Raw genomic sequence first — 14,614 nt, forward strand, 5'->3', positions numbered from 1 at the left:
TGTGTGACTGCCCATTTTATCGCGATTAAATCGAACAAAACATGAGAAAAATAACCCTGTTTCTGTTGATCGGTTTAGCTGGATTTGAGCCGTATGGTTTGTCGCAGAGCGTCAGCATACAGCAGCCTGATAACTTGCCACAAACGGCCTATGCTGTCGGCCAGATAAAGAAAACGCTTTCCCAAAAAGGATACACGCTAAAGGATGGCCAGGCTGAATATGCTATAAAGCTTACGCTAAAGCCTGGTCAGTCTGATCAAGAATCGTATGCCATTGAATCAACAGCCCGAACAATTACCATTACAGGTGACGGGAAAAATGGCCTTTTGTACGGCTGTCTTTCGCTTTGTGATGAGGTGAAAAATGGGGTTCCATTGCAGAAAATCAACGCCAGTCACGAACGCGCCAACTTGCCGTTTCGGGCCATAAAATTCAACCTGCCCTGGGATACGTACCGACACAGTTATGCGCTTGACCTGCATCAGGAGACGTGCCGGGATCTTCGGTTTTGGGAAGCGTTTCTGGACATGATGGCCCAAAATCGCTTCAACGCCCTGACCCTGTGGAATCTCCACCCGTTTCCCTACATGATCCGGCCCACTAACTTCCCCGAAGCAAGCCCCTTCACCGAGGCTGAACTGGCTGGCTGGCAGGCGCTTTACCGGGGTATTTTCCGACTGGCCAAAGAGCGGGGGATTGATACGTATCTGGTCAACTGGAATATTTTTGTGAGCCCTGAATTTGCCAAAGCACACAACGTAGCGATGGATAATCTGGATCATAAAATCCATGCAACCGGCGATACGTCGGAGGTGATTAAGCGGTACACCCGCGAGTGTGTCACGCAGGTGCTCAACGAATACCCCGACCTGTCGGGATTTGGCTTTACCCACGGCGAGGCTATGTGGGGCATGACCCCTCAGCAACGCCAGGACTGGTTTGGGGAGACCATTCTGGAAGGCATGCGACGGGCCAACCGGAAAGCAAAACTCATTCACCGTATACCGCTATCGGCTAACGTAGCACTAGGTGGGTCTACGAGTGTCGAAACGGAGCAACTGACGCGCAAAGCGATGGAGCAACTCGATTTTGTGGAAGGACCCATCTGGGCCGAAATAAAGTTCAACTGGTCGCACGCGTTTTCATCGCCTACCTTAATAAAAGTCCACGGGGGTAAACTCAACGATACGTATTTCAAACCTCAACCAACCAATTACAAGATTGCCTGGATGATGCGCAATGAAGACTTTTTCTGTCTGCGCTGGGGCGTTCCCGACTTCATTCGCCAACATATCGCCACCAACACTCAGCCCTACGTAGGTGGCTATTTCGTGGGCTCAGAGTGCTACATTCCGGCTAAGGACTATTTCACGAAGGCGGGTCAGGCTCATGACTGGCAGTACGCTTTCGAGCGGCAGTGGTTGTTCTACCAGCTCTGGGGTCGGTTGCTGTATAACCCCGCTACGCCCGATGGGGTTTTCAAAGCCGAGTTTGTCCGGCGTTACGGCAAGGGTACGGAGGGCCTGCTGGAGGCCTATGCGTTAGCCTCCTCAACCCCCCTTCGGCTGGCCTCCGCCTTTGATTTTACCTGGGACTTTACGCTCTACAGCGAAGGGTTCATGGCGTTGACTAAAAAGAACATGGCGTACATTTCCATCGACCGCCAGATCAGCCAGGCACCGGCCGATGCCAACTATGTTTCGGTGGCCGAGTATGTCAAAACGGTGTCAGCCGGGGGGAGCTTTGCCAAATCCCGGATTACCCCATTGATGTTGAGTCAGGACCTGGAGCGGGACTGTCAGAAAGCGCTGGATTTGGTAAAGTCTCTCAAGTCGACGGGACCGAATTCGCTGCGCTATGAGGTGGCGGATGTGCAGGCCTGGGCCAATCTGGGTTTGTATTATGCACACAAGTTGCGGGGAGCCGTTGCTTTGCAGACCTATCGATTAACCGGTGACGAAGCGAATAAAAAGGAAGCCGTTCGGTATTTACAACAGGCGTTAACGTACTGGGACGAAGTGATTGCCATTACCCGACCTCTTTATAACGACATGCCGCTGGTTCATTTTAGCGAATCAGACGACTCCCTCCGGTTTCATTGGGCAAACCTAAGACCGGCTGTTGTCAATGATCTCGACATTGCCAGGAAGGCGACAGTGAATGCCACAAATTAACCCTTACTTATATGAAAATCTTAACCATCCTTATTGCTTCCATTTTATTCGTTTCAGCTTCCGGCAGGGAGGAGTTCCGGCTACCTTATAGTGCGGCCGGTGGCGAACGATCGACCGAGGATACGTTGAAAAAAAGGAAGGCAGGGAGTCCGCTCGATAAGCTGCCGAAAAATATTGAAGTCCTGACCGGATTTGGGGAGCGGGCCGACTTTTCGCCGGACAACAAGCGAATTGCGTTTATGACCAAAAGCTTCGGCGATGCCATGGTCCTCGATCTGGCAACCCGTCAGGTTAAATGCCTGACCTGCAACGTGCCGGCTGCCGTGTTCCTACGGGTAATGCATTTGGCAAGTGGGGACTATATTTTGATTGGGCCCGAAAAGTTTGAAGACATTCGTATCAGCCGATCCAGGGATAATGAACTCTGGTTTTTAAGCAAAGTGCCGGGCTCAAAACCGGTCAAGCTGGGCGTTCACATGAGCGAAGGCGTCGCTATTTCGAAGAAGAGTATGAAAATTGCGTACTCGCAGGTGCATGATCAGGCGCCAGAGCTTGCCGAGAAAGCCTCCCGATTGATTGTCTGCGAAGTTGATCTAACGGGTGGGACACCCAGGCTGATCAATAAAAAGACCGTTTATGAGGGAAGTGGCTACCCGTATGAGGCTCAGGATTTTTTTGATAATGACTCAAAAATGTCATTTGTTCAGTATGAACCGGTTCGGGATGCCGCAGGAAAACAAACCGGTCTTAATGCGTCGACAATGACCCTGGATTTGAAAACCAGTGAAGTCGTCAATCATTCTAAAAAACCACTGACCTATAACGAATGCGAAGGCATTTTCCCGGATGGCAAGTATTCGCTGGTTGAGGCCGACCGGCAGTGCGATTGGCTGGGTGGCAAGCGCGGTCCCGCTAATATCGATATCTGGAAACTCAAACTCGACGGAACCGGGAAAGACTTTGTTCGACTCACTCATTTTAATGATTATGAGGGGGGCAAAGCGTCTAATCCGGTCGTGTCGACTGATGGCCGGTATATGGCTTTCCAACTGGCAAATACTGCCGATCCTGCCGGGGTTGGGTATGGCCTGCTACTCTACAAGTTTTAATGCCTACCGGATTTTAAACCTGAACCTATATTTTCCTTTATGACTGTCGGACTTTTTATTCCCTGCTACGTCAATCAGTTTTATCCGCAGGCAGCGATTGCTACGTTGCAGTTGCTTCGAAAACTTGGGGTCGACGTGGTGTATCCACCCCGGCAAACCTGTTGTGGACAGCCCATGGCTAACTCGGGATTTGATCATCTAACGCAGGAGTGCAATGATCTTTTTCTGGAAAACTTTTCGGGATTTGACTACATCGTAGCCCCGTCGGCCAGTTGCGTGTTGCATGTGAAACAACATATCCATTCGACTGCTGATCCGGCACAGGCAGCGCACGTTCGATCGAGAGTGTATGAACTGGTCGAGTTTCTAACCGATGTGCTGAAAGTGGAAAATTTGAACGCTCGCTTTCCGCACAAAGTAGGCATTCACCAGAGTTGCCACGGATTGCGGGGGTTGTACCTGGCGCAGATGAGCGAACTTAATGCGTTACCGTTCTCTAAACCCGTTCAGTTGTTGAACATGGTAGACGGGCTGGAACTGGTTACGCTGGATCGCCCGGATGAATGCTGCGGCTTTGGCGGAACATTTTGCGTAGCTGAGGAAGCCGTATCGGTGAAAATGGGGAAAGATCGGGTCACCGATCACACAAAAAATGGTGCCGAATACATTACGTCCGTTGATCTCTCCTGTCTGATGCACCTGGAAGGTATTCTACAGCGGAATAAAAGTGCTGTAAAAGCCGTACATATCGCTGAAATTCTAAACTCGACCTTGTGATGGAAAAACAAACAAAGGACCATGCCGCCTTAGCCAAAGCGTTTATCCGCGATGAGGAGCATGTCAACTGGCACGATGGCGCCCTCTGGTGGATACGGCAGAAACGGGATATTGCGTCAAAGCAAATTCCGGAGTGGGAGGCCCTACGGGAAGCAGCTTCGCAGATAAAAAGTAATGTGCTATCCAATCTCGACGATTACCTGGTGCAATTTGAGGCTAATGCCATCAAAAACGGTATAAAGGTACACTGGGCAGTCGACGCCGAGGAGCATAACGCCATTGTGTATTCTATCCTGAAAGAAAAAGACATTCGCCAACTGGTCAAGAGTAAATCAATGCTGACTGAAGAATGTCACCTGAACGAATACCTGATCGAACGGGGCGTCGACGTTATCAATTCCGATCTGGGCGAATACATTCAGCAACTGGATAACGAACCCCCCAGCCATATTGTCCTGCCCTGCATTCATAAACGAAAGGAGGAAATTGGCGAGCTGTTTCATGAACACCTGGGCACTGAAAAAGGGGTATCGGACCCCACCTTGCTAACCCGGGTTGCCCGTAATCATTTACGGAATGTTTTCGTTACCCGACGTGCGGCCCTGACGGGGGTGAATTTTGCCGTTGCTGAAACCGGCGAATACGTGGTATGTACCAACGAGGGCAATGCCGATATGGGCGCTCATTTATCGGAGGTGCAGATTGCTTCGATGGGGCTCGAAAAGATCGTTCCTGAAAAGAAGCACCTGGGCGTTTTTCTACGGCTGCTGGCCAGAAGCGCAACCGGCCAGCCGATCACCATCTATTCAAGCCATTTCAAAAAGCCACGCGAAGGCCAGGAGATGCACCTGATTCTGGTTGATTATGGGCGGAGTCGTCAACTGGGTCGTCCCGAGTTTCGTGATTCCTTAAAGTGCATTCGGTGCGGAGCCTGTATGAACACCTGTCCGGTGTATCGGAAGAGTGGGGGGCTGAGTTACCACAATACCATTTCCGGGCCTATCGGAGCCATTCTGGCACCTAACCTGGACATGAAAAAACATGCTGATCTTCCCTTTGCCTCAACCCTCTGCGGCTCCTGCTCGAATGTCTGCCCTGTCAAAATTAACATCCATGATCAGTTGTATCAGTGGCGGCAGGTGATTGTCCGGGAAGGATATGCGGCCAATACGAAGGTGTTGAGTATGAAGGCAATGGCCTGGACGTTGTCGTCGCCGGGGCCGTACTCTAAAATGGGGAGGGCCGGACGCTGGGTGCTGAATACTATCCCATTCGCAGTCAATAACAAATTCAACCCCTGGTATAAACAACGGGAAATGCCCGATGGGCCGAAGGAGTCCTTTGGCGAGTGGTATGCCAAACACAACAACCAGACCCCCGAAGCGGAGAACCAGTCGAAATGAGTTATGCCGCCGGGATTTACCAAAAGAAAACCTCCTTTAACCTACAAGAGACGGAATGAGTAGCCGAGAAACCATATTAGCCGCGGTGTTGAAAAATAAGCCGTCGACCCGCCCGCTTCCTGATATTGATGTTTTCAAGGGAGATACCCAGGATATTGTCAGTACCTATTGTGATGTGTTTACCAGCATTGGCGGACACCTATACGTAGTGACGGATTTTTCCCAAGTGACCGCGCTCGTTAAAAAGAACTTCGATTCAACGAAGCGGATGATTACGACGCTTCTGCAGTTGAGTGATACGTTTGACTTGCTCTCCGCCACCGTCGATCCGCATACGTTCAATGATGTTGAACTGGCCATTATAAAAGCAGAGTTGGCCGTCGCCGAGAACGGAGCGGTGTGGCTCCCGGAACAACGAATGGGCCAGCGCATCCTGCCTTACATCTGTCAGCACCTGGCCGTAGTAGTAGAGGCTGAAACCATTGTGCCTACGCTGCATGAAGCGTATTACCAAATTGGGGAAGGGGCATATGGTTTCGGCGCGTTCATTGGCGGGCCCTCCAAGACGGCAGACATTGAGCAGGCCCTGGTAATGGGCGCGCACGGCCCCATCACCATGACCGTTTTCGTGATGAGGCAGGCCCATGATTCGCTTGTGTCCGGCTAAAGGCGATCTGCCATTTTATCTTTTTTATGTACCAATAATAACCCGATACGGGGTTAGATCAACTACTATATGCCTATTCATTCAATTGTGATTCGTGACAACCTGCAGGAATTCCCCCGATCTGCAGCGTCAATGGATTCAGGGAACCGGGCCAGCCGCCAAACCCAACGCACCCCTGGAAAGTAGCATTCGCAACGTAGCCTATGCGCTGCTGTCGGGTGCCGATGGCTGGATGTTCGATGGGGAGGATGCGCTGGGGCAGATCGCCACCATGTCGCTCGACAACCAGCGAAATCTGAAATTGGCGATTCACAAAGATCCACTCTTTTTGGCCGTTGCCGAACAGGTAGCCACCGAGATGAACCGGTGGGCGGAGTCGTTTCTGGGACACCCGACGATTACGAACTGAGAAGAGCAACTGGATTTCACCACGAAGCTATTCCGGGCCCGTGGCCTTCTCCTCGATGACCGGCATATCAGCGACGCCGATGGGGTGGCCATGGCGGCTTCGATCTGGATTTGCCGGTAGATACCATTAAGGTCTACGTACTGGTGGAACAACTGGAAGCCACCCATCAGTTAATGGAAATTCGGGGTGCTTTGGGCAGGCACTTTGTTGGGATAATACCGGACGATGGGATTACATCAATAACGTTGCCGATGCACTGGCCTGGGATAAAACGTTCATCAATCCCAACATCGAAGCAATCACCATGACCTATGGCTATATGCGGAACTATGAAGATCGGGTTCGGAGGGCGGTAAATACCCCTGATCAGAACGGAAATTTCGCCCTGTGGCAGGGGGCATGGAGCCGAATATTCCGGTAGGTTCAGAAGCGGGCGTGGCCGCCAGCATGGCCAAAGCCGTTGCCGGGGCCGAACGGGAACAACAGGCTGGAGCCAGCGGTAAATGGGTTGCCCACTGGAAAATGGTGCATATTGTCAGACCAGTCTGGGAAAAAGTGGGCGAAGCCAATCAACTGGGCCGTCCGTTTCCCCGATTAACCTACACGCAGGCGGATGCCCTCATGCAGCTTGAACCCGCTCCGACCGACATCCGGGGTGCCCGTAATCTGCTCAGCGTGGCCTTGCAATATGGTAATGCGTTTGCCCAGGGGATGCAGGCAGCTGCGCTGAAACCCGCCGATTTCTTTGATAATGATGACATTCTATACTTGATGGAGGATATGGCTACCGGCGAGATTCGGTTGAGTATTCTCTGGGAATGGCTGCACAAAGGGGCCAACTTGACAGAAACTGATTTAGAAATGGGTACTGTGCCGGGTGATCTGTTTTCCGAAACACTATTTGACAAAATACTGGATCAGGAATACCAAAAGCTACTGAATGCCACCAATAAAGATGTATTCGATGCGTCGAAAACCACTACGTTGCCCATTGCGAAAGAGATTGCTACGGTATAGGTTCTCAGCCCGATAAAAGTCCCATGGTTCATTGACCTGCTCAATGTCAACCTTAACAACATGGACATGGAGATTGCCCGGCAACGGATTCGTATGTACATGAATAGGTTGACAAACGAAGGCAAACGAATCACGGAAAATCTTGATTTCCGACTGTGAACAGTCCCATCAATATCAAAGACCTTGTTTCGCTTACAATTTCCAGGACTTATTGGACATAGATTGCCTAAAGTAAACTTCCAGAACGTATGCCAAAGTCTGGGCTAAATCTTTGCCCAATTCAGAAATATATAAAAATTTTTCTATTTGACTCAGGGGTAAAGCCTCCGGTTTTGTCTATAAGGGGTAAACCCAACTACCAGTAGCCAATGTACACGGACGCTTTGAGGCAGAACGTAAAAAATTCCGTGAAACCCATTCACATGGGTAGCTCCGCAGCTGACCCTGATGATGAGCAAGATGCGGAGTATTTCATCCGGCAGGCGTTCAAAACAGATCCGAAGAAAGGCTGCGAACTTCTGTTTCGGGCCTATTACCGGGATTTGTGTAGCACAGTTATCCGGTTTGTTTATTCTCGTCAGGCTACCGAAGATATAGTTGGCGAGGTTTTCCTGTTATTCTGGAATAATCAGATTTACCAGACAATTACTACCTCGTACCGGGCTTATTTATTCCGGGCTGTTCGTAATCGGGCGTTAAATTATTTAAAATTTGAGTTACATCGATCCGCTTCTTTAGACCTGGTATCCGATGAAAATGAATCTGATGCTGTACAGCAGCCTGATCATATACTCCAGCTCGATGAATTGCTCCGGCGTATTAATGAAATCGTACGGACGTTGCCCCTACAGGCCCAGCGAGTCTTTATTATGAGCCGTTTTGACGGACGTTCCCATGCCGAAATTGCACAGGAACTCCAGATCAATCATAAAACGGTTGAAAGCCACATTACACGAGCTCTCTCAAGCCTTCGACACTTGCTTCGTCAGGAGTTGTGCCTGCTGCTACTTGGGTTATCATATAGTCTGGGAAGCTAATCCTTATCGAATGAAAACTGCGATTAACAAAGAGCTATTATTTGCCCATTTTGATGGACGTACGACGCCATTGCAGATTGAACTTTTGCGAGAGTGGCTACAAACTTCTGAGAACCAGCAGTTATATTATACCTGGTTGCAGGAATGGGAGCATCAACATCCTCAGGTTATCACAAATCCGGAGATTGCTTACGCTGTTTTTCAGCAGAAGATTAGGGCAGTACCGCAGCGTGATGAGACGAACCGGGTCTTAAAGTTGAATCAATGGAATTTACGAGCTTATTATTTAGCGGCTTCGGTAGCTGCTCTGGTGATAACGCTGGGCTTCTTCACCCGAGATTACTGGAGTATGAGGACCATTGCTACGGACTATGGCGAGGTCCGTTCTATTGTGCTGCCGGATGGAAGCCGGGTAACACTAAATGCGAATTCAGAATTGCGTATTCCCCGTTTTCACATTGGTCCGGCGTCAAGAGAGGTTTTTTTGGTAGGTGAAGCTGAGTTTGCGATTGTGCATACCCCATCCCACGATCACTTCCGGGTACATACCCCCAATGAGGTCGATGTCATTGTGTTAGGCACCGAGTTTGTCGTCAATTCACGTCGGAACAAAACCCGGGTTGTCTTGAACCGGGGTAAGGTTCAATTACGCTATCCCACGCCTAATCAGATCAAGACATTAATCATGAAACCAGGAGACTGGGTCAATCTGTCGGCAAATGAACCACCCAAAAAGGGACATCAACCCGTTGAACAGACGACGGCAGCTGCCTGGAAAAATTATCAGTATAACTTTCAACGAACCCCAATGCCAGAAATCGCGGAGTTACTGGCTGATAATTTTGGCCTAGTGGTACAAATGGATTCTGCCCTGGCACACCGAAATGTTACGGGCACCTTTCACGCCCAAAATGCGGATGAACTTATACAAGCCCTGGTCGAACTTTTCGATTTCGACGTGATCCGTCAGGGCAAGGGGATAAAGCTTATTTCACCTGAGTCGACACAACGTCAATAGTCAACCCTTAAACATCTAATCTCTATGAAAAAGTGGCTACTATCTGGCTGCTGGGGAGCCTTTTTGTTCTCATTCAGCCCGGCTCCCGCTCAATTATTGGCGACCACTCACATCAAACAGCCTGTTTATCAGAATCGTAGCCAATCGATTCGGTTGCAGGATGCGCTGCTGGAACTCCAGCGCCTGTACCATGTGGATATTCTTTTTGAGGAGGCATCTATGCAACAGGTCATGGTACCTGCTAATCAATTCGATCGCACCGCTTCATTAGAGAAAAACCTTCGCCAGTTATTGACACCCCATGGATTCTGGTTTAAAAAGCTTCAGAAAGGGGGGTATGTTGTGCGTCGGATTACCTCTGCCCAGGGAGTAGCTTCATTACCCCGATCTGCTCCTCAGCAAGAGTTAAGTGACTTTCCTGCTTCACCTTCGCTACAAAATGCGGATGAACCACTTTCTGAATCCGCCAAAGCTGATCATGTCCTCACGGGTGAAATAGTAGATGAAAAGGGGGAGGGGTTACCGGGTGTAAGTATCGTTGTGAAAGGAACCCAGCGAGGCACTACGTCAGATAAAGATGGAAAATATAGCCTCAATATCCCTGATGGCGATGCCGTACTGATTTTCTCGTTTGTAGGCTATATGCCCCAGGAAGTGGCAGTTGGGAATAAAACGACTCTGAATATAACGCTTAAAGCCGATACAAAAGCGTTGGATGAAGTCGTCGTGGTTGGGTATGGTACGGTTAAGAAAAAAGATTTAACCGGTTCGGTTGCCTCGATTGGTATAGAGCAGATTAAGGATCAGGCCGTTGCCCGTGTAGACCAGGCGTTGCTGGGTAAGGTGGCGGGTGTGCAGGTTAAACCCGTATCTGGGGAGCCGGGTGCCGCCCCACAAATACGCATACGGGGCATTGGCAGCATTTCTGCCGGGGCAGGCCCATTGTATGTCATTGATGGATTTCCTACCGATAATATACAGACGTTAAATCCGAATGATATCGAAAGCATGGACATTCTCAAAGATGCGTCTGCTACGGCTATCTATGGATCACGGGGCTCGAATGGGGTCATCATCATTAATACCAAACGCGGAAAATCTGGCAAACCCCGGTTCACGTTCGACACCTATTTAGGTTGGCAAAAAATTGCCAAGCGACCCAAATTTATGAATGCCAAAGAGCAGGCCCAGTATTACTATGATGGTATACGCAACCGAAATATCGACGAAGGAAGAAGCGTTTCCGGTCCTTATAGCACCTGGTTTCGTCAGGTCCCGCCGGAGGTAATCGATGTACTGGAGGGCCGCAATACGTATGATGTGGATGCACTGGATGAAGTGCTCAGAACCGCGCCACAGCATCAGTATCAGCTCACCGCCAGCGGAGGGAATGATAATATTAAATATGCACTGAGCGGTGAATACTTCAATCAGCAGGGGATTATCATTAATAGTGACTTTAATCGCTATTCCGTCAGAGCGAACATTGACGCCCAATTTTCGAAGCGGCTTTCGGTGAAATTCAACTTAAATCCATCCTATACCGAATCGAATAATGTGTTGGCTGCCGGAGCCGGTACGGGGCCTAACGATGGGGTAATTGCCCAGGCGGTAATGGCCAACTCATTCTTCCCCTTACGGACGCCCACTGGTGATTACTTCGTTTTTAGTGGTCTTGCCGGGTCATCCAATCTAACGAATCCACTGGCGCTGGCCAATGAAGTCAAAGCCAATCAAAAGGGAATGCGCCTGCTGGCAAATGTTAGTGCAGAATATAAACTACTGGATAATTTAAAGCTCAATGTACTGTTAGGGGGGAACCTGCTAAGCTCCAGAGGAATGAGTTTCAAGCCGCAAATACCGGCCTTTTTCAATGAGCCAGCCGTTGGAAATGATAACTCGGCCATGCTCACAAACTGGCTAACGGAGTATACCCTGAACTATGCCACGTCTATTGGCTCGCACAATTTTACCGTACTGGGCGGGTTTACCGCTCAGAAAGAAAACTACGAATCCAATTTTCTAACCAGCAACAAATACCCGAATAATCTGGTGCCCAGCCTGAGTGCGGCTAGCGGACAGATTACCAATGGATCATCTGACTCCTACCAATGGTCACTGCTTTCCTACCTCGCCCGGGTGAACTACAACTACAAAAGCAAATACTATATAACGGCTTCCATTCGTACTGATGGATCGTCTAGGTTCGGGTCCGAAAATAAATACGGTGTCTTTCCCTCTACGGCGCTCGCCTGGCGTATTTCGGATGAGGATTTCTTGAAAAATTCCCCCTTCGTCAGCGAACTGAAACTACGGACCAGTTACGGTCAAACGGGAAATAACAATATTGGCAATTTTGATCAGTATGCAACCCTCAATTATGAGAAGTACACGTATGGTGGGGCCGCAGTAGGCGGGTTTGCTCCCGGTCGACTGGCTAATCCAAATCTTACCTGGGAAAAGCAACAGCAGGTCAATTTTGGCATTGATTTTTCCATCCTGAAACGACGTATTGGCCTTACTGTTGATCACTTCCGATCACGCAATACCGATCTGCTGCTAAATGTGAATATTTCGGATCTCACCGGATTCAGTACGGCGCTTCAAAACATTGGGGAAGTTAAAAATAGTGGCTGGGAGTTTTTAGTAAATACCGTTAACCTGGAGGGCAATTTTGGCTGGAGTACGGATATCAATGTATCCACCTATAAAAATGAAGTTGTTAAGTTAGGGCCTCAGGGAGATCCAATTTATTCGGGTGGAAATGTCACTATGATCGGGCAACCCATTGGGATGTTCTACGGCTGGATCGCCGATGGTGTTTTCAAAAACGCAGACGAGCTAGCGAAAGGTCCTATTTTCCGACCGGGTTCAACCATTGCCTCGCGGGTAGGTGATACCCGATTTCGGGATATCAGTGGTCCCGATGGTAAACCCGACGGCATTATTGACGGTGCCGACCAGACCATTATGGGATCGCCCTACCCTGATTTTTATTATGGGATGACCAATCGGTTCTCCTACAAAAACCTCAGCCTCAGCATTAGCCTGCAAGGCTCACAAGGGAACAAGATTTTAAGCGTTGCCAAGTTAGGGACATTGAATACGCGAGGACGAGTACGCCAGTTAGCATCGGCCAATTCGTACTGGAGATCAGAGCAAAATCCTGGCGATGGTCAGGTGCCCCGGCCGAATGACGCGCCAACTGGAAACAACCGGGATCCCTGGAATTCCAGGTACCTGGATGAGGGCACCTATTTACGAATCAACACGATTTCCCTGAGTTACCAGCTACCGTCGGCGTTTTTGCAAAAACTTTCACTCGGTTCGCTTCGGCTCTATGCCACGGCAACGAATCCGTTTCTCTTCACGAAAAATGAAGCGTTTAATCCCGATGTAAGCAATAGTGATAATCCGCTGACACCTGGTATCGATCAGAATAATTATCCATTGACAAAAAGCATCGTCTTTGGCCTAAATCTTGGTTTTTAACTTCACCATTTTTACGAAAAGTGGCCATGAAAAAAATACTCTTTTTCCTGCTAGGTCCAGCTTTGATCAGTTCCTGTTCGAAAGATTTTATTGAGTTATTGCCAAAATCAAACGTCAGTGTTGATGTGGTTTATAAAACGGACAAAGACTTTCAGGATGCCATAACGGCCTCTTACAACACATTACAAACCCAATACCAGAACTTCTGGAAATTCGGCGATCTGCCCGGCGAAGATATTGCCGAGGAGATTCCCAATCAGGCTGAAAATGTGGCTATCGATCAATTCAATGCCAATAGCCGCTTAGCTATAATTAGCAACAGCTGGCAAAACTATTACCGGATGATTTTTCGGGCCAACACTATATTGACGAAAATAGAGGCAGTGGATGCCGCCGTAGTCGTCAATAAAAACCGCCACATAGGCGAGGCAAAATTTCTAAGAGCTCTTGCCTATTTTGATCTGGTCCGGATTTTTGGTGATGTTCCCATGGTTACGCGGCCAATTACGGCGGAAGAAACGTATAAGACGGGCCGGGAAAAAGCAGATAAAATCTATGATGAAGTCATTATAAACGACTTACTTGATGCCGAAGCTAAACTGCCTGCCAGTTATTCAGGTGTCGATGTAGGAAGGCCAACAAAAGGGGCTGCCACCGCTTTGTTGGGCAGAGTCTATCTGACCCGTAAGGATTTTGTCAATGCAGAAGCAAAACTCCTGAAAGTGACTACGATGGGCTATGCCTTATTGCCAAACTATAAAGATTTGTTCGACTATTCTAAGAACGAACACCATAGTGAATACATATTCGACATTGAATATGAAGAAGGTATCAATGAGGGAAGCGGTTTCCCCCTGCAGTTTTTCCCGTTTGCCAAGGTAATTATGGATTATTATGGGTTCTTATCCGGGACCCCAGGTAATTCTGGTTCGCCTACCGAAACTCTGTACAATGCCTTTGATCCCAGCGATCCCCGGCGGGCGATTACGGTAAATTATGGCATAACCTTGAATGGTACCTTTATCCCGGTACCTACCCAAAGCGTACAAGCTTCCAAATCCTTTACAACCAAGTATATTGCCCCTTCGGCTATTCCGAGTGATAGTAAGGCAAATTGGAAAGTGATTCGGTATGCCGATGTTTTGTTGATGCTTGCCGAAGCCATGAATGAAAATGGGAAAACCAGCCAGGCACTCACGTACCTAAATCAGGTCAGAGAACGGGCGCGTGTAACGGCCTATGCCAATCTGTCTCAGAGTGACTTGCGCGAAAAAATTTACCTGGAAAGGCGTTTTGAACTTACCCTGGAAGGCCACCGATGGTTCGACCTGATCCGGACTGGACGTGCTTTAGCTACCTTGCAGAAGCTAGGTATGAAGCCTAACATGACCGTTTTTCCCCTGCCATTGACACAAGTCCAAATCATAAATGATCCGGCGGTGCTACCTCAAAATCCGGGCTATAATTAAGTGGCATAGCACATCTGTAAAACTCCTGACAATCATTTCTAA

Annotated in this window: 11 protein-coding genes; all 11 read left to right on the forward strand. The window is 49.0% G+C overall.

The window, feature by feature from the left end; translation table 11 throughout:
* Nucleotides 1–41: 41 nt before the first annotated feature.
* The 11 genes from EXU85_RS15455 to EXU85_RS15500 all read left to right on the forward strand — a co-directional run bounded on the left by EXU85_RS15455 (nt 42) and on the right by EXU85_RS15500 (nt 14,572).
* On the forward strand, nt 42–2,174 hold the full coding sequence (locus tag EXU85_RS15455; RefSeq protein ID WP_142772951.1) for a glycoside hydrolase family 20 zincin-like fold domain-containing protein: 2,133 nt from the start codon (nt 42–44) through the stop codon (nt 2,172–2,174).
* An 11-nt stretch (nt 2,175–2,185) separates the two neighbouring features.
* The gene (locus EXU85_RS15460; RefSeq protein ID WP_142772952.1) at nt 2,186–3,283 is read left to right on the forward strand and encodes a hypothetical protein; all 1,098 of its coding nucleotides are present in this window, start codon (nt 2,186–2,188) and stop codon (nt 3,281–3,283) included.
* 39 nt (nt 3,284–3,322) lie between these two features.
* Nucleotides 3,323–4,060 carry a (Fe-S)-binding protein gene (locus EXU85_RS15465; protein ID WP_142772953.1) on the forward strand — a complete coding sequence of 246 codons (738 nt, stop codon included), beginning with the start codon at nt 3,323–3,325 and terminating at the stop codon, nt 4,058–4,060.
* Nucleotides 4,060–5,463 carry a lactate utilization protein B gene (locus EXU85_RS15470; RefSeq protein WP_142772954.1) on the forward strand — a complete coding sequence of 468 codons (1,404 nt, stop codon included), beginning with the start codon at nt 4,060–4,062 and terminating at the stop codon, nt 5,461–5,463. The genes EXU85_RS15465 and EXU85_RS15470 overlap by 1 nt, the downstream gene beginning before the upstream one ends.
* Nucleotides 5,464–5,518: 55 nt before the next feature.
* On the forward strand, nt 5,519–6,130 hold the full coding sequence (locus EXU85_RS15475; RefSeq protein WP_142772955.1) for an LUD domain-containing protein: 612 nt from the start codon (nt 5,519–5,521) through the stop codon (nt 6,128–6,130).
* 94 nt (nt 6,131–6,224) lie between these two features.
* Nucleotides 6,225–6,539 (forward strand): hypothetical protein, encoded by a 315-nt coding sequence (locus EXU85_RS35785; RefSeq protein WP_246859567.1) that lies wholly within the window; start codon nt 6,225–6,227, stop codon nt 6,537–6,539.
* 399 nt (nt 6,540–6,938) lie between these two features.
* Nucleotides 6,939–7,556 carry a hypothetical protein gene (locus EXU85_RS35790; RefSeq protein ID WP_246859568.1) on the forward strand — a complete coding sequence of 206 codons (618 nt, stop codon included), beginning with the start codon at nt 6,939–6,941 and terminating at the stop codon, nt 7,554–7,556.
* A 368-nt stretch (nt 7,557–7,924) separates the two neighbouring features.
* Complete coding sequence (locus EXU85_RS15485; protein WP_142772956.1) at nt 7,925–8,593, forward strand: RNA polymerase sigma-70 factor; 669 nt, start codon at nt 7,925–7,927, stop codon at nt 8,591–8,593.
* A 10-nt stretch (nt 8,594–8,603) separates the two neighbouring features.
* On the forward strand, nt 8,604–9,611 hold the full coding sequence (locus EXU85_RS15490) for a FecR family protein (protein ID WP_168207799.1): 1,008 nt from the start codon (nt 8,604–8,606) through the stop codon (nt 9,609–9,611).
* Between the two features lie 24 nt (nt 9,612–9,635).
* A complete protein-coding gene (locus tag EXU85_RS15495; protein ID WP_142772958.1) occupies nt 9,636–13,103 on the forward strand; it encodes a TonB-dependent receptor in 3,468 nt (1,155 codons plus the stop codon).
* A gap of 26 nt (nt 13,104–13,129) precedes the next feature.
* Entirely contained in the window at nt 13,130–14,572 is a 1,443-nt protein-coding gene (locus tag EXU85_RS15500) for a RagB/SusD family nutrient uptake outer membrane protein (RefSeq protein WP_142772959.1), read from the forward strand.
* Nucleotides 14,573–14,614 lie beyond the last annotated feature (42 nt).

This window comes from Spirosoma sp. KCTC 42546 (assembly GCF_006965485.1).
Taxonomy (GTDB): domain Bacteria; phylum Bacteroidota; class Bacteroidia; order Cytophagales; family Spirosomataceae; genus Spirosoma.

Excerpts from the sequence above, each read along its gene's own strand:
- EXU85_RS15455 (WP_142772951.1), top strand. The coding sequence starts at position 42 with ATGAGAAAAATAACCCTGTTTCTGTTGATCGGTTTAGCTGGATTTGAG.
- EXU85_RS15460 (WP_142772952.1), top strand. The coding sequence starts at position 2,186 with ATGAAAATCTTAACCATCCTTATTGCTTCCATTTTATTCGTTTCAGCT.
- EXU85_RS15465 (WP_142772953.1), top strand. The coding sequence starts at position 3,323 with ATGACTGTCGGACTTTTTATTCCCTGCTACGTCAATCAGTTTTATCCG.
- EXU85_RS15470 (WP_142772954.1), top strand. The coding sequence starts at position 4,060 with ATGGAAAAACAAACAAAGGACCATGCCGCCTTAGCCAAAGCGTTTATC.
- EXU85_RS15475 (WP_142772955.1), top strand. The coding sequence starts at position 5,519 with ATGAGTAGCCGAGAAACCATATTAGCCGCGGTGTTGAAAAATAAGCCG.
- EXU85_RS35790 (WP_246859568.1), top strand. The coding sequence starts at position 6,939 with ATGGAGCCGAATATTCCGGTAGGTTCAGAAGCGGGCGTGGCCGCCAGC.
- EXU85_RS15485 (WP_142772956.1), top strand. The coding sequence starts at position 7,925 with ATGTACACGGACGCTTTGAGGCAGAACGTAAAAAATTCCGTGAAACCC.
- EXU85_RS15490 (WP_168207799.1), top strand. The coding sequence starts at position 8,604 with ATGAAAACTGCGATTAACAAAGAGCTATTATTTGCCCATTTTGATGGA.
- EXU85_RS15495 (WP_142772958.1), top strand. The coding sequence starts at position 9,636 with ATGAAAAAGTGGCTACTATCTGGCTGCTGGGGAGCCTTTTTGTTCTCA.
- EXU85_RS15500 (WP_142772959.1), top strand. The coding sequence starts at position 13,130 with ATGAAAAAAATACTCTTTTTCCTGCTAGGTCCAGCTTTGATCAGTTCC.